At 54.8% G+C, this 19334-nt stretch carries 14 protein-coding genes and 2 pseudogenes; 15 read left to right on the top strand and 1 reads right to left on the bottom strand.

Features of this window, described 5'->3' with window-relative positions:
• Nucleotides 1-103: 103 nt before the first annotated feature.
• The 13 genes and pseudogenes from ACTQXY_RS08985 to ACTQXY_RS08925 form a co-directional block, all read left to right on the top strand.
• Nucleotides 104-574 (top strand): annotated as a pseudogene (locus tag ACTQXY_RS08985) (VirB4-like conjugal transfer ATPase, CD1110 family); the annotation flags it as partial.
• On the top strand, nt 555-923 hold the full coding sequence (locus ACTQXY_RS08980; RefSeq protein WP_154466843.1) for a hypothetical protein: 369 nt from the start codon (nt 555-557) through the stop codon (nt 921-923). The pseudogene ACTQXY_RS08985 and the gene ACTQXY_RS08980, both read left to right, overlap by 20 nt.
• The gene (locus tag ACTQXY_RS08975) at nt 916-2613 is read left to right on the top strand and encodes a CD1108 family mobile element protein (RefSeq protein WP_441659174.1); all 1698 of its coding nucleotides are present in this window, start codon (nt 916-918) and stop codon (nt 2611-2613) included. Before ACTQXY_RS08980 ends, ACTQXY_RS08975 begins: the two co-directional genes overlap by 8 nt.
• 25 nt (nt 2614-2638) lie before the next feature.
• Nucleotides 2639-2884 (top strand): DUF4315 family protein, encoded by a 246-nt coding sequence (locus tag ACTQXY_RS08970; RefSeq protein WP_441659176.1) that lies wholly within the window; start codon nt 2639-2641, stop codon nt 2882-2884.
• Nucleotides 2874-3632 carry a CD1107 family mobile element protein gene (locus tag ACTQXY_RS08965; RefSeq protein WP_441659173.1) on the top strand — a complete coding sequence of 253 codons (759 nt, stop codon included), beginning with the start codon at nt 2874-2876 and terminating at the stop codon, nt 3630-3632. Before ACTQXY_RS08970 ends, ACTQXY_RS08965 begins: the two co-directional genes overlap by 11 nt.
• Entirely contained in the window at nt 3629-3823 is a 195-nt protein-coding gene (locus ACTQXY_RS08960; RefSeq protein WP_412343421.1) for a hypothetical protein, read from the top strand. Before ACTQXY_RS08965 ends, ACTQXY_RS08960 begins: the two co-directional genes overlap by 4 nt.
• Nucleotides 3820-4512: a conjugal transfer protein TraG gene (locus tag ACTQXY_RS08955; protein WP_441659172.1), complete on the top strand. Its 693-nt coding sequence runs from the start codon at nt 3820-3822 to the stop codon at nt 4510-4512. The genes ACTQXY_RS08960 and ACTQXY_RS08955 overlap by 4 nt, the downstream gene beginning before the upstream one ends.
• Nucleotides 4493-6610 (top strand): DNA topoisomerase 3, encoded by a 2118-nt coding sequence (locus ACTQXY_RS08950; protein WP_441659175.1) that lies wholly within the window; start codon nt 4493-4495, stop codon nt 6608-6610. The genes ACTQXY_RS08955 and ACTQXY_RS08950 overlap by 20 nt, the downstream gene beginning before the upstream one ends.
• Nucleotides 6607-6888, top strand: a complete 282-nt coding sequence (locus ACTQXY_RS08945) for a hypothetical protein (RefSeq protein ID WP_002578878.1) — start codon at nt 6607-6609, stop codon at nt 6886-6888. The genes ACTQXY_RS08950 and ACTQXY_RS08945 overlap by 4 nt, the downstream gene beginning before the upstream one ends.
• A gap of 2 nt (nt 6889-6890) precedes the next feature.
• Nucleotides 6891-9662 (top strand): LPD28 domain-containing protein, encoded by a 2772-nt coding sequence (locus ACTQXY_RS08940; RefSeq protein ID WP_441659171.1) that lies wholly within the window; start codon nt 6891-6893, stop codon nt 9660-9662.
• 1 nt (nt 9663) lies between these two features.
• Complete coding sequence (locus ACTQXY_RS08935) at nt 9664-9879, top strand: transposon-transfer assisting family protein (protein WP_154466831.1); 216 nt, start codon at nt 9664-9666, stop codon at nt 9877-9879.
• A gap of 93 nt (nt 9880-9972) precedes the next feature.
• The gene (locus tag ACTQXY_RS08930) at nt 9973-10200 is read left to right on the top strand and encodes a hypothetical protein (RefSeq protein WP_021659625.1); all 228 of its coding nucleotides are present in this window, start codon (nt 9973-9975) and stop codon (nt 10198-10200) included.
• 29 nt (nt 10201-10229) lie between these two features.
• A complete protein-coding gene (locus ACTQXY_RS08925; RefSeq protein ID WP_154466829.1) occupies nt 10230-10853 on the top strand; it encodes a class I SAM-dependent methyltransferase in 624 nt (207 codons plus the stop codon).
• A gap of 583 nt (nt 10854-11436) precedes the next feature.
• On the opposite strand, the gene ACTQXY_RS08920 is transcribed toward ACTQXY_RS08925, so the two are convergent.
• Complete coding sequence (locus ACTQXY_RS08920; protein WP_226915952.1) at nt 11437-11721, bottom strand: hypothetical protein; 285 nt, start codon at nt 11719-11721, stop codon at nt 11437-11439.
• Between ACTQXY_RS08920 and ACTQXY_RS08915 the strand changes: the two genes are divergently transcribed.
• Together ACTQXY_RS08915 and ACTQXY_RS08910 are read left to right on the top strand one after the other, a co-directional pair.
• Complete coding sequence (locus ACTQXY_RS08915) at nt 11720-12064, top strand: TnpV protein (RefSeq protein ID WP_330378457.1); 345 nt, start codon at nt 11720-11722, stop codon at nt 12062-12064. The genes ACTQXY_RS08920 and ACTQXY_RS08915 overlap by 2 nt on opposite strands.
• A gap of 2069 nt (nt 12065-14133) precedes the next feature.
• Nucleotides 14134-19332 (top strand): annotated as a pseudogene (locus tag ACTQXY_RS08910) (SNF2-related protein); the annotation flags it as partial.
• Between the last annotated feature and the right edge of the window lie 2 nt (nt 19333-19334).

Here is a 19334-nt window from a genome sequence, read left to right as displayed (position 1 = left end):
GCGCCGTGTGCGACGAAAGCCGCACGCACGGTGCGACGTGGGGGAAAATCCGTCCTGACTACCATATCGGGAGATATGGCAAAAGCGGCGGATTACCTATCACAATCAGGTGTGGAACCGCGTCACCATCAACCGCGCCGCCCATAAGTCCACCCGTTACTACATCGACGAGATGCACCTGCTGCTGAAAGAGGAACAGACCGCCGCTTATACGGTGGAAATCTGGAAGCGATTCCGTAAATGGGGCGGCATCCCGACCGGTATCACGCAGAACGTCAAAGACCTTTTGAGCAGCCGCGAGGTGGAGAACATCTTTGAAAACTCCGACTTCGTGTATATGCTCAACCAGGCGGGCGGAGACCGGCAGATTCTTGCCAAACAGCTGGGCATTTCCCCGCACCAGCTTTCCTATGTGACCCACTCCGGCGAGGGTGAAGGGCTTTTGTTCTACGGCTCCACCATCCTGCCCTTCGTGGACCACTTCCCGAAAAACACCGAACTCTATGCCATAATGACCACCAAACCGTTGGACTTAAAAAAGGAGGATGAACAGCATGACAAAGAAAGAAATTGAAAAAGGCGCAGGTCTGCTTCTGGCCGCCGTCAGCGGATGTGAGCAGATGGTGGAACTGCTTCGCGCCGCCGTCCATTACTGCTATGAGCAGGAAAAGACAGCAAAAAATCTCACGCCCAAGGGCTATGCCGGATTTACCCGGATTCACCATATCTGGACAGAGGGCATACCGGATGTTCCCAAGCTGTTTATAGGCAGCCCGATTCAGGATCGGGACATGGCAAGAGGAACCCTGATGGCGATTTTCCTGTCCACAACGGTCTTTCCGGCAGAAACCATTCAGATTCCGGTATATGCGGAAACCTGTGTGCTGCTGGATGACCTGATGGCGGGTGGCTGGTATGCGTAAGGAACCGCGCCTGCACTTTACAGACGAGGAACGCGCTGACCCGGCGCTGGAAAAGCCCATCCGCAAGGCTGACCGGGCCGCCGCCAAAGCAGACAAGGCGCAGGCGAAAATCTCCAAAAAGCAGGTGCGGCAAAAAACGGTGGACCCTAAGACCGGCAAAGTGACCACCAAACTGGTGCTGGAGGACAAGAAAAAACCGCCCTCCAAGCTGTCCCATGCGGTCCGGGATGCTCCGGGAGATGCGGCGCTGGGGAAACTCCACAAGGAAATCCGTGAAACGGAACAGGACAATGTGGGCGTGGAGAGCGCCCACAAGTCTGAGGAAACCGCAGAGACCGGCGTTAGGCTTGTTCGGGAAGGCTACCGCAGTCACAATCTGAAACCTTACCGCAAGGCGGCACAGGCGGAGCAAAAGCTGGAAAAGGCCAATGTAAATGCCCTGTATCAAAAGTCCCTGCGGGAAAATCCCCAGCTTACCAGCAATCCGTTTTCACGCTGGCAGCAGAAACAGACCATCAAAAAGGAATACGCCGCCGCCAAGCGCGCCGGAAACACCGCCAACACCGCAAAAAAGACCGGCAAGGCCGCCAAGACGGTCAAGGAAAAGGCACAGCAGGCCGGAGCATTTGTTATGCGCCACAAAAAAGGTTTCTTGCTTGTGGGCGCAATTTTTCTGCTCATCTGCCTGCTGCTCAACACCATGTCCTCCTGCTCCATGATGGCGCAGAGCATCGGTTCTGCCATTTCCGGCTCCACCTATCCGTCGGATGACCCGGAACTTGTTGCGGTGGAGGCCGATTACGCCGCCAGAGAAACGGCGCTGCAAGCCGAGATCGACAACATCGAAAGCAGCCATCCGGGATATGACGAGTACCGCTATGACCTTGATATGATCGGGCATGACCCCCATGAGCTGGCAGCCTACCTGTCCGCCGTGCTGCAAGGTTACACTCAGTCCAGCGCCCAAGGCGAACTGGAGCGCGTGTTTTCCGCCCAATATACCCTGACGCTCACCGAGGAAATCCAGATTCGCACCTATACGGACGAGGATGGCGACACCCACGAATACGAATACCGGATTCTTCATGTCAAGCTGGAGAGCCGCCCCATCTCCTCTCTTGCCACAGAGCTTTTGACCCCGGAGCAGCTGGAAATGTATCAGGTGTACCGGCAGACGCTTGGCAACAAGCCGCTGATCTTCGGCGGCGGCTCCACAAATACCAGTGATTCCGAGAGTTTGGACGGTGTGGAGTTTGTAAATGGCACACGCCCCGGCAACCCGGAGCTGGTGGAACTGGCCAAACGTCAGGTGGGAAATGTGGGCGGGCAGCCCTACTGGAGCTGGTACGGCTTCAATTCCCGTGTGGAATGGTGCGCCTGCTTTGTGTCCTGGTGCTATGGGCAGATGGGATTATCCGAGCCGCGCTTTGCCGCCTGCCAGTCCCAGGGCATCCCGTGGTTCCAGTCCCATGGACAATGGGGCGCGCGCGGCTATGACAATCTGGCCCCCGGCGACGCCATCTTCTTCGATTGGGACCTGGACGGCAGCGCCGACCATGTGGGCATCGTCATCGGCACAGACGGCAGCCGGGTCTATACCGTAGAGGGAAACAGCGGCGATGCCTGCAAAATCAGAAGCTACGATGTGAACTACGAGTGCATCAAGGGCTACGGTCTGATGAACTGGTGACAAATCTTTTGATAAGGAGTGATTGATTATGGCTACGAAAATCGAACGCATTGACCGGGAAATTACGAAAACCCGTGAGAAAATCGCAGAGTATCAGGAAAAGCTGAAAGCGCTGGAAGCGCAGAAAACCGAAGCGGAAAATCTGGAGATCGTCCAGATGGTGCGCGCTATGCGTATGACCCCGGAGCAGTTAAGCGCCATGCTGTCCGGCGGCACACTCCCCGGTATGGATGCTCATGAAGAACAGGAGGACACCGCCCATGAAGAATAAGAGAATTTTTAAGACCCTTTCCGCCCTCTGCGCCGCACTGGTGCTGATGGGCGGTTTTTCTGTCACCGCTTTTGCTCAAGGGCCGGAGCAGCCCCCGGCGGAGGATGCCACCAACGATACCAATGTGGTGGAAGAAACTGAGGACAGTCCTGCCCTGACCCCGGAGGGCAATGCTGCCCTGGTAGATGATTTCGGCGGCAACAAGCAGCTCATCACCGTCACCACAAAATCCGGCAATTATTTCTACATCCTCATTGACCGTGCCAACGAGGACAAGGAAACCGCCGTCCATTTCTTAAATCAGGTGGATGAAGCCGACCTGATGGCACTGATGGAGGACGGGCAATCCGCCGAGAAACCGCCCGCTGTCTGCAACTGCACGGAAAAATGCGAAGCCGGTGCGGTCAACACCAAATGCGAGGTGTGCAGTACGGACATGACCGGCTGTACCGGCAAGAAGCCGGAACCGCCAAAGGAACCCACGGAACCGGAGAAAAAAGAACCCGCAGGGTTAAATCCGGCTGTCCTGCTGCTGGTGCTGGCTGTGATGGGCGGCGCTGCTTTTGCCTACTTCAAATTTATTAAGGGTAAAGCCAACCATAAAAACAACAGCAATCCAGACGATTATGACTATGAGGACGGCGAGGAACTGCCGGATGAGGAAGAAATGGAACTGGAGGACGAGGAATCGGGCGAGCTGGACGCTGACAGGGGCGGCGGTGAAGAAAGTGAGGATGAGACCCCATGACCCGGTTCACCGACAGCCCCTATGAACGCATGATGACACGCAGGCCGGAGGGCGGGAAGGAAACTTCCCGTCCTCCTTCTTTACCCAAAAGCCACCCCTGTTATGGATGCGGGAATTATGGTCAGCCCTGTGTGGGAGTCTGCCACCGTGAGATGGAACGATGGCTCAAAGAAAGGAAACGAAAAAAATGAGTATTCTGATTACATTTATCAAGCTGCTTGCGGTTTTTGACCTGCTGGTGATCGCCGTCTATTTTGGCAGCGACATTCTCTCAACTGTGTGGAGCAAATTTCGGAAAAAGCCCACACAGGAGGAACCTTTTGATTTCTCCCTGGATGCCGCAGCGATTCCCCTGTCCATAGATTCCATTCGTCAGCTTTATTCAGGCGACGCAGCGGATTTTGTGGAAGAAACGCTCCTGCCGGATGCTGCGCAGACAATGGCAGTTTTGACAGACCGGGAACAGACAGCCGCCCGCCTGCTCTTATCCGCACTGGTAGGCTTTCTGGCAGAAGAAGCCCCAATGGATGAACGGAACTTCCCTATGGTGATGGAACTTCTGAACTGCATGGAGGGAGAAAAAGAGGACGGCTACCAAGACCCGGTGGATATTTTGTTTGAGGAAACCGTCCGCCGTACCCGCCGCCATGAGGAATATTACAGCAATTATCAACGCTACCGATTGTTGCAGGTGGACAAAACCCGTGTCATTCTGGCCTGCCGTATCCTTATCAACGATTTGCTGGGAAAGCTGTACCGCTATGACTACCGGTTCGGCTATGACCTGCTGCTGGATGAGGAAAACAGCATTGAGAAAAAACTGCACACGCCTGTGCGGGAAGAATGGGAGGATGAAGATGATGAAACTTGTGATTGCTGAAAAACCGTCTGTTGCACAAAGTCTGGCCGCCGTGATCGGCGCAACCGTCCGTAAAGACGGGTATCTGGAGGGTAACGGCTGGCGGGTCAGCTGGTGCGTGGGTCATCTGGCCGGGCTGGCCGATGCCGATGTATATAACCCGGACTACGCTAAGTGGCGTTATGACGATCTGCCCATCCTGCCGGAACACTGGCAGATGGTGGTGGGTAAAGACAAGAAGAAACAGTTTGCTGTGCTGAAACAGCTGATGAACGCCCCGGATGTGACCGAGGTGGTAAACGCCTGCGATGCCGGCCGCGAGGGCGAACTGATTTTCCGCAGCGTCTATGAACTGGCGGGATGCCAAAAACCCATGAAGCGGCTGTGGATTTCCAGTATGGAGGATTCCGCTATTCGGGAGGGCTTTGCGAACCTGCGCCCCGGTGCCGATTATGACGGTCTGCGCCAAGCTGCTCTCTGCCGCGCCAAGGCGGACTGGCTGGTGGGGATCAACGCCACAAGACTGTTTTCGGTGCTGTACCACCGTACCCTCAACATCGGGCGCGTCATGTCCCCAACGCTGGCGCTCATCGTCCAACGGGAAGCCGAGATCGACACCTTCAAGCCGGTTCCGTTTTACACGGTAGTCCTGGAGCTGCCCGGTTTTTCCGTTTCCGGAGAGCGCATGGCGGATAAGGCTGCTGCCGAGCAGCTGAAAGCCGCCTGCCAGGGTACAGCTGCCACGGTGAAAAAGGTGGAGCGCAGGGACAAATCGGAAAAGCCGCCCGCCCTCTATGACCTGACTACCCTCCAACGGGATGCCAACCGATTGTTGGGATATACGGCCCAGCAAACCCTGGACTACCTCCAAAATCTGTACGAAAAGAAGCTCTGCACCTATCCCCGCACGGACAGCCGCTATCTGACTTCGGATATGGCGGAGGGATTGCCGGTGCTGGTCAATCTGGTTGCCAATGCCATGCCGTTTCGCAAAGGGATCGCCATTTCCTGTGATGCGGCTCAGGTTATCAACGACAAAAAAGTGACCGACCACCATGCAGTGATCCCTACCCGCAATCTCCAAAACGCCGACCTGTCCGGCCTGCCGGTGGGTGAAAAGGCGGTGCTGGAGCTGGTAGCACAACGCCTGTTGTGCGCGGTGGCGGAACCGCATACTTACTCAGAAACTGCTGTCACCGTGGAGTGTGCCGGTGCGGAGTTTACCACCAAAGGCAAAACGGTGAAACGCCCCGGCTGGCGGGCACTGGACACTGCCTACCGTTCTGCGCTGAAAAATGCGGAGCCGGACAAGGAAACCGAGGACAAGGCCCTGCCGGACGGAGGCCGTCTGCCAGAACTGTCCGAGGGTCAGACGCTGCCTCTTTCCAATGCCGCTGTTAAGGAGGGCAAAACCAGCCCGCCCAAACACTTCACCGAGGATACGCTGCTTTCCGCGATGGAAACTGCCGGCTCAAAGGAAATGCCGGACGATGCCGAGCGCAAAGGGCTTGGCACTCCCGCCACACGCGCCGGGATTCTGGAAAAGCTGGTGTCCACCGGCTTTTTGGAGCGCAAAAAGAGTAAGAAAGCTGTGCAGCTCATGCCATCCAAAGATGCGGTGTCCCTGATCACCGTGCTGCCGGAACAGCTGCAATCGCCTCTGCTGACCGCTGAATGGGAACACCGTTTAAGCGAGATCGAGCGCGACGAGCTGTCCCCGGAGGACTTCATGGGTGGGATCTGTGCCATGCTCCGGGAGTTGGTGGGAACCTATCAGGTCATCAAGGGGACTGAGTACCTGTTCACGCCGCCCCGCGAAGTGGTGGGCAAATGCCCCCGCTGCGGCGGCGATGTGGCGGAACTGCAAAAAGGATTTTTCTGCCAGACAGAATCCTGCAAATTTGCCATCTGGAAAAACAACAAATGGTGGGCAGCCAAGAAAAAGCAGCCTACCAAGGCACTGGTGACGGCGCTGCTCAAGGATGGCCGCGCAAGGATCACCGGTTGCTATTCCGAAAAGACCGGCAAGACCTATGATGCCACGGTGGTTCTGGAGGACGATGGGCGGTACGCCAACTTCAAGCTGGAATTTGACCGGCAGAAAGGCGGTGCAAAATGAAGCTCTCCCTTTATGAACAGGAAACCATTCTCCTCTACAATCAGGCCGAGGACACCGCCGAAGTTTATACCCATGACCGAAAACTGATGGAGAAGCTGACCCGCCTTTCCAAAAAGCACCCGGAACAGGTCTGCAAAAAGGATAAGCACAATTTTACAGTCCCCAAACGCTGTGTGTCCGTCCGGGAGCCATACAGCGCCGAGCGCCGCAAGGCTGCCAGTGAACGGGCCAAGGCTGCCGGGTACAGGCCGCCCATCCCCAAACCGAAAGCTGATTGACGATGGGCGCAAATGTATTTGAGATGGTCAAGCAGTCTGTCACCGTCCGGGAAGCCGCAGAACGATATGGGATTGAGGTCAAAAGGGGCGGCATGGCCTGCTGTCCCTTCCACGATGACAAAAATCCCAGCATGAAGCTGAACGAAGAATATTTCTACTGTTTCGGCTGCGGAGCCACCGGCGATGTGATAGACCTGACCGCCCGGCTCTACAACCTGTCCCCCAAGGAAGCCGCCGAGAAGCTGGCGCAGGATTTTGGCCTTATCTATGACAGTCAGGCTCCTCCCCGGAGGAACTATGTTCGCCAGAAAACCGAGGCGCAGAAGTTTCAGGAGAACCGGGACCATGCCTTTCGGGTTCTGGCGGACTACTTCCATCTTCTCCGCAAGTGGGAAGCGGGCTACACACCCAAAACACAGGAGGAACCCATGCACCCCCGTTTTTTAGAGGCGGTGCAGCAAAAGGATTATATCGGCTATCTGCTGGATTCTTTTCTGGAGGACAGCCCGGAGGAACAAAAGCTATGGATCGCTGAACATCAATCAACAATCGCCAATTTAGAGAGGAGAGTGAACATCATGGCTGATAAGCCCACCAACCGGGAACGGTTGCAGGAAATCACAGCGGGTATCGAACAGGGTATCAAGGAGCTGTTCGAGAGCGAAAAGTATATGCGCTATCTGTCCGTCATGTCCAAGTTTCACCGTTATTCGGTGAACAACACCATGCTCATCTATATGCAGAAGCCGGAAGCTACGCTGGTGGCTGGATTCAACAAGTGGAAAAACCAGTTTGCGCGCCATGTGAAAAAGGGCGAGCATGGCATCACCATCATCGCCCCCACGCCCTACAAAAAGAAAATCGAGGAAATGAAGCGCGACCCGGACACCCATGCCCCCATTCTGGATGCAGACGGTAAGGCGGTCATGGAGGAAAAAGAAATTGAAATCCCCATGTTTCGCCCGGTTAAGGTGTTTGATGTGAGCCAGACCGATGGCAAGCCCCTGCCAGAGCTGTCCTCCAGCCTTTCGGGGACTGTGCCGCACTATGAAGCCTTTCTGGAAGCCCTGCGGCGCTCTGCCCCGGTTCCCATCGAGTTTGAGCCGATGGTCGCCAACACGGACGGCTATTTTTCCCCCGACCAGCAGCGCATCGCCATCCGGGAAGGCATGAGCGAGGTGCAGACCGTTTCTGCCACTGTCCATGAAATTGCACACAGCAAGCTCCATAATCAGAAAAAAATTCAGATTGACAATGACGAACAATATCAGGAAGTAGAGTTATTTGAGAAACCCGCCCTGTTTTCCAACGGGCGTATTTCCCGTGATGATCTGCCCGAAGGCGTTTATTGCTATGACCTGCGTGGTTCGGATGAGGACCCCGGTTCCCCGATTTGTGTTGAGGAAAGAGTGGTGGTGAACCACGCTGGTTCTGTTATTTTGACTGCTCCGTTAGAGTTTTCAGAAGAAGGCAGGCTGTATTTTACAGATGAGACCGGACTGAATTTTAACGGCGGTATGCTTACCCTCTCGCAGTTTTTGCAGGAACAGAAAAAGGACCGTCGCACAGAAGAAGTCGAAGCAGAAAGCATTTCCTATGCAGTCTGCCAGTATTTTGGCATCCAGACCGGGGAAAACAGTTTCGGGTATATCGCCACCTGGAGCAAGGACAAGGAGCTGAAGGAGCTGCGAGCCAGCCTGGAGACCATCAATAAGACTTCCTGTGAGCTGATTAACAACATCGAATGCCACTACAAGGAAATCTGTAAGGAGCGCGGCATTGACCTGACCGCCAAACAGGAGCCGGAACAGGTCAACCAGCAGACCGCAGAAGCAACCGCCACCCAGCTGCCGGATGCTCAGGAACAGTCTTTGGATGAGTACCCCATGCCCGACAGCGAAGTATCTGTTTCGGATATGCAGGAATACGGCTACTTTTACGATGGGATGCTGCCTGTCACCAGAGAACGGGCGCTGGAACTGGACGCTGCCGGTCTGACCGTCTATGTCCTCCATGAAGATAACACGGAGAGCATGGTGTTTGACACCGAAGAAATCATGGAGCATGGCGGACTTTTCGGTGTGGAACACGAGGAATGGGAGAAAAGCCCCCAGTTCCATGAAAAGGTGCTGGAACGGCAGGAACGGCAGCTGGAACGGGAGCAGGCATTTCTTGCCCATGAGGGCTGCTGCTTTGCCATTTATCAGGTGAGCCGGGACGATCCGCAGAATGTACGGTTTATGAATCTGGACTGGCTGCAATCGCACAATCTGGCCGTGGACCGAAGTAATTATGACCTGATCTACACCGCCCCGCTGAACGGTTCCGGCAGCACTATGGAGCAGCTGGAAACGCTGTATGAACAGTTCAACCTGAAAAAGCCTGTGGATTTTCACAGCCCGTCCCTGAGCGTCAGCGACATCGTTGCCATCAAGCAGGACGGTAAGGTATCCTGTCATTACTGCGACAGCGTTGGTTTCACCGAGATTCCCGGATTTCTGCCGGACAATCCGCTGAAAAATGCGGAAATGATGCTGGAGGATGACTACGGCATGATCGACGGCATCATCAACAACGGCCCAAAAGAGCCGACCGTGGCGCAGCTGGAACAGCAGGCCCGCAGCGGCCAGCCAATCTCTCTCATGGATTTAGCGGAAGCTGTCCACCGGGAGGAACGGGACAAGAAAAAGTCCGTCATGGAGCAGCTGAAAAGCCAGCCCCGGACGGAACACAAAAAGACAGCGCCTAAAAAGAGCGCGGAAAGGGAGCTTTGATATGGGAAACTTTACTTTTGAAGAAATGAACCTGCTTTGTATCTACAACACCGGCAGCCGCACCGGGCTGATGGAGGCTCTGACCGAGATGCGCGGCGAACTTTCGCCGGAGGAAACGGAACTGAGGGAACTGACCGACAGCGCCCTGATGAAGCTCCAGGCTATGAGCGACGCCGAGTTTGCCCAGCTGGAACTGTACCCGGATTTTGATGAATAAGCAAATACTTGATAATTGCTGCCTGTTGTGGTATATTTATAGTTAGTTAATGCTAACCAGTAATATCTTCGGATATAAAAAGAGGTAGATGCTATGAAAAAAACACTAATTGGCGGTTTTTTAACTTTGAGTGGAACGATTGGCATTGTTATTCTGCTGGCGGCTTGTATCTTAAATCCCGTAACGAGTTGGATAACACCACCGGGCAGATTGATTTGTACCATGCTTGAACATGGTATTGCTGTTCCCATCGGTTGTTTTTCAATCATATTTATCACTGGGTTGTTTATTTTAGGAATTGAATACAGGAAAAAGATATAAATATATCAAGAACGGGTTGGAAATGGGAAATGGGAATTGTAAAAAAATTATTTAATAGCACAAGAAAACCAGAAGGCTTGCTGGGCGAACTTATGGTGAAAAGTATGAATAAAGGCCACGCTGCTGTTTCGGATTGGGGGATGGAGCATATTACAAAATTGCACCCATCTAAAATCATAGATCTGGGGTGTGGAGGTGGGCGAAATGCAGCAGAATTATTAAAGCGATTTCCGGCTGCAACGGTGCATGCTTTAGATTACTCTGAGATTTCTGTCCAAAAAACAAAACAGTTCAATCAGCAAGCGATTAAAAACGGAAGATTGCAGGTTACTCATGCAAATGTTTTGCAGCTTCCTTTTAACGCAGACACTTTTGATTTGGCTACAGCATTTGAAACTGTATATTTCTGGCCGGGACCTCTTGAGAGTTTTAAACAGGTGTACCAAATCCTCAAAAAAGGTGGCAGGTTTTTAATTGTGAATGAATCCGATGGTACAAATAAAGCGGATGATAAGTGGTTGAAAATCATTGACAACATGAAAATTTATACTGTAGAGCAGTTAGAATTTTTTCTAACTGAAGCAGGATTTTCAGAAATCACCATCGATCACAAAAACCAAAAACATCATATCTGTATTCTGGCAAAAAAATAGGTAATAAACGTATAAGCAGCAGGAAATCTTTCAAGGTTTCCTGCTTTTCTTTTACCCAAAACTGAAAGGAGGACAAAACACCATGCCATCCAAAACAGAATTTTACCGGCAGATGGCCGACCATGTGGCGACCCAGCTCACTGGCAGCTGGCAGGAATGGGCGGGATTTCTGAACACTGCTGCCCGCCTTTACAAGTATCCATTCCATGAACAGCTGCTGATCTATGCCCAGCGCCCCGACGCTACCGCCTGTGCGGAGTATGATTTATGGAATGAAAAAATGGGCCGCTATGTGCGCCGTGGCTCCAAGGGTATCGCCCTGGTGGACGATTCCGGTGATAAACCCCGTTTGCGCTATGTGTTCGACATCACGGACACCGGGACCCGCGAACATTCCCGCACCCCCTGGCTGTGGAAGCTGGAGGAACAGCACAGGGATTCTGTGTCGGCCATGCTGGAGCGCACTTACGAGGTTGGCGGCGATGACCTTGCCCAGCAGCTGGAGGCGGTGGCCGGAAAACTGGCGGGCGAATACTGGAACGAGCATCGTCAGGACTTTCTTTATATCGTTGACGATTCCTTTTTAGAGGAATATGATGAATTTAACATCGAAGTACAGTTTAAGGCAGCCGCCACCGTCAGCATCACTTACGCATTGATGTCCCGCTGTGGACTGGAGCCGGAACGCTACTTCGACCACGAAGATTTCATGGCGATCTTTGATTTCAACACCCCGTCTACCATCGGGGCGTTGGGAACGGCGGTCAGCCAGATCAATCAACAGGTGCTGCGGCAGATCGGCGTTACCATCCGAAATGCCGAGCGTGAGGCCATCAAAGAAAGGAGACCCCAACATGAAGAATCCCATGAACTACATCCAGAACGGAGATTATCTGATTCCCGACCTGAAGCTGAGCGAACAGCCGGAGAAGCCCCTGGGCAAGTACGGCAGGATGCGGAAAGCATACCTCAAGGAACACCGTCCCATCCTATACAACCAGCTGCTGATGAGCGAGAAGCTGTACCCACACCTGCTGGAAATCGACGAGACCGCACAGAGCCGTCTGGAGCAGCTGATGCCCCAGCTGGCGAAAGACGCGGGCGCGACGGAGCAGCTGAAAGCCAGCGATCCGATGCGCTGGGTGGGCCTGATGAACACCTGCAAGGCGCAGGCCGAGGAGATTCTGATGGCGGAGCTTATTCACAGCTGAGTTTCTTCCTCTCCGAAAACGAACAAATCCGAATCATAGATGAAGCAGAGAATGTGAAAACATCCTCTGCTTTTTCTTTTGCCCAGGCGGATATTGACCATGTGCTGCGGCTGGGCGGCAACACGGATCGCCAAAGGGAGCGCATTGTGGCGGCCTTTGAGAAGCAGAAATCCACCGCCGAAATCGCAGACACTCTGAAAAATCTGTATCACGGCGGCAACGGGATCGGCAGCGTCACCGCATGGTATGCCGAGGACGGCATCCATCTTTCCCACGGCAAAACAGCCCGTTACGACAAGTCCGCCCAGGTCATTTCCTGGGAGAGCGCCGCCGAGCGTATCGGCCAGCTTTTGCAGGAGGGCCAGTTTGCCGCCAATGTGGAGCTGGCTGAGGCGGCGGGCTATGAACGCTCCCTCCTTGCGGAAAAACTTTGGCATCTGTACCACGATTTCAGCGATAAAGCCAGAGATTCCGGGTATCTGTCCTGTCTGTCCGGTATTCAGAGAAACGGGTTCCCGGAAGAAACCGCATGGCTTGCCGAGCAGCTGAACCGCCCGGAGTTCCGTCAGACCCTTGCGGAAGAATACGCTGCCTTCTGGACGGCCTACCAGCAGGACCGGGAGTTGCTGCGCTTCCACTACCACAAACCGAGAGAGATTTGGGAAAACCTGAAAGACCTGTCCCTGTCCCGCAGGACTTTTTCTTCGGCCCTTTCCCAAGTGCCAACCGTCCAGCACTTCATTACCGAGGATGAGATCGACGCCGCCATGACCAGAGGCAGCGGATTTGAAAGTGGTAAAGGCCGGATTTTTACCTTTTTCCAGAAGCCCCATACGGATAAAGAAAAGGTGGATTTTCTCAAAAATGAGTACGGCACTGGCGGACACTCTCACGCCCTGTCCGGCGCTGGGGGCAGCTGGGAAGATCACGATGGAAAAGGTCTGCGTTACAAAAAGGATGGCTGCCCGGATGTGCATTTCACATGGGAGAAAGCTGCCAAACGGATTACTGATCTGATTCAAAAGGGACGCTATCTCACCAAACAGGAACAGGCAGAGTACGACAAAATCCAGGCGGAAAAGGCGCTGGCGGAGGAAGATGAAGTCCAGTCCCAGCAGCCGGATACAAACCTTGACGATTTGCAGGAGGATGTGCCGGAACAGCCAGCTCCCACGATTCGGGAACTGCATGAGCAGTACAAACCCACTGTGCTTGCCGCTGTGATGGAGGATGTGCCATACCGCAACGCCTGCGGTCACAGCGACCATGAAAATGCTGTCATTGAGGGCAATGCCGCCATCCGCCGTGCCGTTCTCGGCTCCGGTGATTTGGAGCTGATTCGGCTCTATTCCGATGTGCCGGAGTTCCGCCAACGGCTGCACCGGGAAGTAATTGACGAAACCTACCCACGGCTCCATGAAATGCTGCGTCCTCTCTCGCAGGATGACATTGACGATGCCATCCGCGCATGGAACGGAGATATTCAGAGCAAACACGCCGTTGTCCGCTACATGGAACAGCATGGGCGGGAAAAAGATACCGCTGCATGGCTGGCTCAGGAATACAGCGGCAGTGACAGCAAGAGCCTGTTTGTGATCCGCGCCGGAAGTCCGGAGGGAATTGAGCTGCCCTGGCCCAAGGTACAGCGCCGGATCGCTCAGCTTATCAAGGAGGACCGGTTCTACACCGAAGCAGAACAGGACCGGTTCGACAACATCGACCCCATCGCCATCCGGGAGGCGCTGGCCGAGCGCGGTATTGTGAATGGCGAGCTGGTGGACGAAGAAAAGCTGGGCAATGACGCATTCATTCAGCGCGTGATGGCGGATGTGGAGCAGATTGCCGCTGAAGAACAGGAGCAGTCGAACCAATCGCTTTCCGATGCCGAGTATGCCCGTCACAACCTAATTCCCGGCGAGACCACCTTTGCATTGGATGGGCGCACTTTCCGGGTCAGCAAGCTGGAGCCGGATATTGGCCGGGTGGAACTTCAAGATGTGACCTTTGCAAATGCGGTGGGATTCCCCATCTTCCGGGTGGAGCCGATTTCAGTCATTCGTCAGCATTTGGAGCAGAAGCCGGAACCTGCACAGCCCGGTTTTACCACTGAGCCGGTGACAGTTTATCCCGGTGACAAGAACCATCTGCCCTATGATGTGGTTGTTCAGACCCTGCGAACCAATGAGCCAGAGCCGCCTGCATCTGCCGCTGAGCCGGAAAAAACTCTGGATGAAGTGCTGGACGAACACCCCGTTTCCATTCAGGTAAACGGCGAGTGGCAGACCTTCCCCAATGCCAGAGCCGCCGAGGAAGCCGCTTACGGGGAATACAAGGACAACCTGCGCCGCACCGCTGAGAATTTCCGTATCACCGACGACCACCTGGGCGAAGGCGGTCCGAAAGCCAAGTTTCAGGCCAATATCGCGGCAATCAAGCTGCTGAAATATCTGGAGGAAACCACTGAACAGGCAACGCCGGAGCAGCAGAAAATTCTTTCCCGGTATGTGGGCTGGGGCGGTCTGGCCGACGCCTTTGACCCGGAGAAGCCCGCATGGGCTGCGGAATATACCCAGTTGAAAGAGCTGCTGACCCCGGAAGAATATACTGCCGCCAGAGGTTCCACCCTCAACGCGCACTACACCAGTCCCACGGTAATCCGGGCCATCTATGAGGCCGTGGGCCGCATGGGTTTTGAGACCGGCAACATCCTGGAGCCGTCCTGCGGTGTGGGCAATTTCTTCGGTATGCTGCCGGAAGAAATGCGAAACAGCCGTCTGTATGGCGTTGAGCTGGATTCCATCAGTGGACGGATTGCAAAGCAGCTCTACCCCAAGGCCGACATCACCGTGGCCGGGTTTGAGACCACCGACAGGCGAGATTTCTATGACCTTGCCATTGGTAATGTGCCTTTCGGCCAGTATCAGGTTCGAGATAAAGCCTATGACAAGCTGAATTTCAGCATCCACAACTACTTTTTTGCCAAAGCACTCGACCAGGTGCGTCCCGGCGGCGTGGTGGCCTTTGTCACCAGCCGCTATACGATGGACGCCAAGGATTCCACCGTGCGCCGGTATCTTGCTCAACGTGCCGAGCTGCTGGGAGCCATCCGTCTGCCCAATGACGCTTTCAAGAAAAACGCTGGTGCAGAGGTCGTTTCGGACATCATTTTCCTGCAAAAGCGTGACCGTCCGCTGGACATTGCACCAGAGTGGACCCAGACCGGACAGACGGAGGACGGATTTGCCATCAACCGCTATTTCCTGGACCACCCGGAAATGGTGCTGGGCCGACAGGAACCGGAAAGCACCGCCCATGGCATGGACTACACCGTGAATCCCATTGAGGGGCTGGAGCTTGCCGATCAGCTGCATGATGCCGTGAAGTACATTCGCGGCACCTACCAGGAAGCCGAGCTGCCGGAGCTGGGTGAGGGCGAAGCCATCGACACCTCCATTCCCGCCGACCCCAATGTGAAAAATTACTCCTACACCGTTGTGGACGGTGATGTGTACTACCGTGAAAATAGCCGTATGGTGCGGCCTGACTTGAATGCCACCGCCGAAGCTCGTGTAAAAGGGCTGGTGGGGCTGCGGGAATGTGTCCAGCAGCTCATTGATCTGCAAATGGACGCCGCCACACCGGACAGCGCCATCCAGGATAAACAGGCTGAACTGAACCGGCTCTATGACAGCTTTTCCGCAAAATATGGTCTTATCAATGACCGGGCGAACCGACTGGCCTTTGCCGATGATTCCAGCTACTATCTGCTCTGCGCGCTGGAAGTCATTGACGAGGACGGCAAGCTGGAACGCAAGGCGGATATGTTCACCAAGCGCACCATCAAGCCACACAAGGCAGTGGACACCGTGGATACCGCCAGTGAAGCCCTTGCCGTCTCTATCGCGGAGAAAGCCTGTGTGGATATGGCGTATATGTCGGAGCTGACTGGCAAGACCAGCGACGAACTGGCCGCCGAGCTGCAAGGCGTGATCTTCCGTGTACCGGGACAGGTGGAGAAAGACGGCACTCCCCATTATGTAACAGCCGACGAATACCTGTCCGGCAATGTGCGGCGCAAGCTGCGTCAGGCACAGCGGGCAGCACAGCAGGACCCTTCCTTTGCAGTCAATGTGGAGGCTCTTACCGCAGCCCAGCCCAAAGACCTGGACGCTTCGGAGATTGAGGTGCGCCTGGGCGCTACCTGGATCGACAAAGAGTACATCCAGCAGTTTATGTATGAGACCTTCGATACGCCGTTTTATCTCCAGCGCAATATCGAGGTCAACTATTCTTCTTTCACCGCCGAGTGGCAGATCACCGGCAAAAGCTCTGTAAGCCAGAACAATGTGGCAGCCTATACCACCTACGGAACCAGCCGTGCCAACGCCTACAAGCTTTTGGAGGATTCCTTAAACCTGCGGGATGTCCGTATCTATGACACGGTGGAGGACGCAGACGGCAAAGAGCGCCGGGTGCTGAACGCCAAAGAAACCACGCTGGCAGCCCAAAAGCAGCAGGCTATCCGGGATGCGTTTAAGGACTGGATTTGGAAAGACCCGGAGCGCCGTCGAACTCTGGTGCGCCAGTACAACGAGGAAATGAACTCCACCCGCCCCCGCGAGTATGACGGCAGCCATATTGTTTTTGGCGGCATGAACCCGTCCATTACCCTGCGGGAGCATCAGCTGAACGCCATTGCCCATGTGATGTACGGCGGCAATACGCTGCTGGCGCACGAAGTAGGCGCGGGCAAAACCTTTGAAATGGTGGCTGCCGCCATGGAGAGTAAGCGTCTGGGGCTGTGCCAGAAATCCCTCTTTGTTGTGCCGAACCACCTGACCGAGCAGTGGGCTTCGGAGTTTCTGCGGCTCTATCCTTCCGCCAACATCCTTGTCACCACGAAAAAGGACTTTGAGACCCACAACCGTAAGAAGTTCTGCGCCCGGATCGCCACCGGCGACTATGATGCCATCATCATGGGACACAGCCAGTTTGAGAAAATCCCCATCAGCCGAGAGCGTCAGGAACGGCTCCTCTATGAGCAGATCGACGAGATCACGGAAGGGATTGCCGAGGTACAGGCCAGCGGCGGCGAGCGTTTTACAGTCAAGCAGCTGGAACGCACCCGCAAATCGCTGGAAGCCAGGCTGGAAAAATTGCAGGCCGAGAGCCGCAAGGACGATGTGGTGACATTCGAGCAGCTGGGCGTGGATCGGCTGTTCGTGGACGAGGCACACAACTACAAAAACCTGTTTTTATACACCAAAATGCGGAATGTGGCAGGTCTCTCCACCAGCGATGCCCAAAAGTCCAGCGATATGTTCGCCAAGTGCCGCTATATGGACGAGATTACCGGAAACCGTGGCGTTATCTTTGCAACCGGAACCCCGGTCAGCAACTCCATGACCGAGCTTTACACCATGCAGCGGTATCTCCAGTATGACCGCCTGCAAGAACTGAGCATGACCCATTTCGACTGCTGGGCCAGCCGTTTCGGAGAAACCGTCACGGCGCTGGAACTGGCCCCGGAGGGAACCGGCTATCGGGCGCGCACTCGATTCTCCAAGTTTTTTAACCTGCCGGAGCTGATGAACCTGTTCAAAGAGGTGGCCGACATTAAGACTGCCGACCAACTGAATCTGCCTACCCCGGAAGTGGAATACCACAACATCGTGGCACAGCCCACCGAACATCAGCAGGAAATGGTGAAGGCACTCTCTGAGCGCGCTTCCGAAGTACACAGAGGCAGTGTGGACCCGTCGGTGGATAATATGCTCAAAATCACCTCGGATGGCCGCAAGCTGGGACTGGACCAGAGGATCGTCAACCAGATGCTGCCGGATGAACCTGGCACAAAGATCAATCAGTGCGTGGACAACATCATGCAGATCTGGCGGGACGGGGATGCAGACAAGCTGACCCAGTTGGTGTTCTGCGACATTTCCACGCCCCAGGCAGCTCCCTCCAAAAAGGCAGCCAAACAGCTGGACAATCCGCTGCTTCACGGGTTGGAAGAAGCAATCCCACTGGATGAACCGGAGCCTGCCTTTACCATCTATGAGGACATCCGCCAGAAACTCATTGCTCAGGGGATGCCTGCCGACCAGATTGCTTTTATCCATGAAGCCAACACCGAAGTACGGAAAAAGGAGCTGTTCTCTAAAGTCCGTACCGGTCAGGTGCGTGTACTATTAGGCAGCACCGCCAAGATGGGCGCAGGCACCAATGTGCAGGATCGCCTTGTGGCGCTGCATGATTTGGACTGCCCGTGGCGTCCGGGAGACCTTGCCCAGCGCAAGGGCCGTATCGAGCGCCAGGGCAACCAGAACCCCCTGGTCCATGTCTACCGCTATGTGACCGAGGGAACTTTTGATGCCTACCTCTGGCAGACGGTGGAAAACAAACAGAAATTCATCAGCCAGATCATGACTTCGAAATCGCCTGTGAGAAGCTGCGACGATGTGGATGAAACGGCGCTTTCCTTTGCCGAGATCAAGGCCCTGTGTGCCGGAGACCCCCGTATCAAGGAGCGTATGGATTTGGATGTGGAGGTTGCCAAGCTGAAGCTGATGAAAGCCGACCACCAGAGCAAGCAATACCGTCTGGAGGACCAGCTGCTCAAATACTTCCCCCAGGAAATCGAAACCAACAAGGGGTATATCCAGGGCTTTGAAGCCGATTTAGAAACACTGGCTGCCCACCCACACCCGGCAGATGGCTTTGCCGGTATGGAGATCCGGGGCGATGTGCTGACCGACAAAGAAAATGCCGGTGCAGCCCTGCTGGATGCCTGCAAGGAGGTCAAAACCTCCGATCCGGTGCAGATTGGCAGTTACCGGGGCTATGCCATGTCCGTGGAATTTTCCGCTTGGAAACAGGAATATACGCTCCTGCTGAAAGGACAGATGACCCACAGGGCAACTCTTGGTACAGACCCGCGCGGAAATCTTACCCGTATCGACAACGCACTGGCGCAGATGCCCCAGCGTCTGGAGGCGGTCAAAAACCAGCTGGAGAACCTTTACCAGCAGCAGGCCGCTGCCAAAGAGGAAGTTGGCAAGCCGTTCCCCTTTGAGGACGATCTGCGGGTCAAGTCCGCCCGTCTGGTGGAACTGGACACCTTGCTGAACATTGACGGCAAAGGCCACACCCAGCCGGAAACCGTGGTTGCCAAGAGTGCGCGGCCCTCGGTGCTGGACAGCCTGAAACGCCCTGTGCCACCACGCAGCCTTGAAAAGAAACCAAAACAACACGAGGAGGTACGATGATT

The organism is Faecalimonas sp. LCP19S3_D12 (assembly GCF_052121495.1).
Taxonomy (GTDB): Bacteria; Bacillota; Clostridia; order Lachnospirales; family Lachnospiraceae; genus Faecalimonas.
Note: the sequence above shows the minus strand (reverse complement) of the source record. Positions and strands in the feature narration are given on the sequence as shown.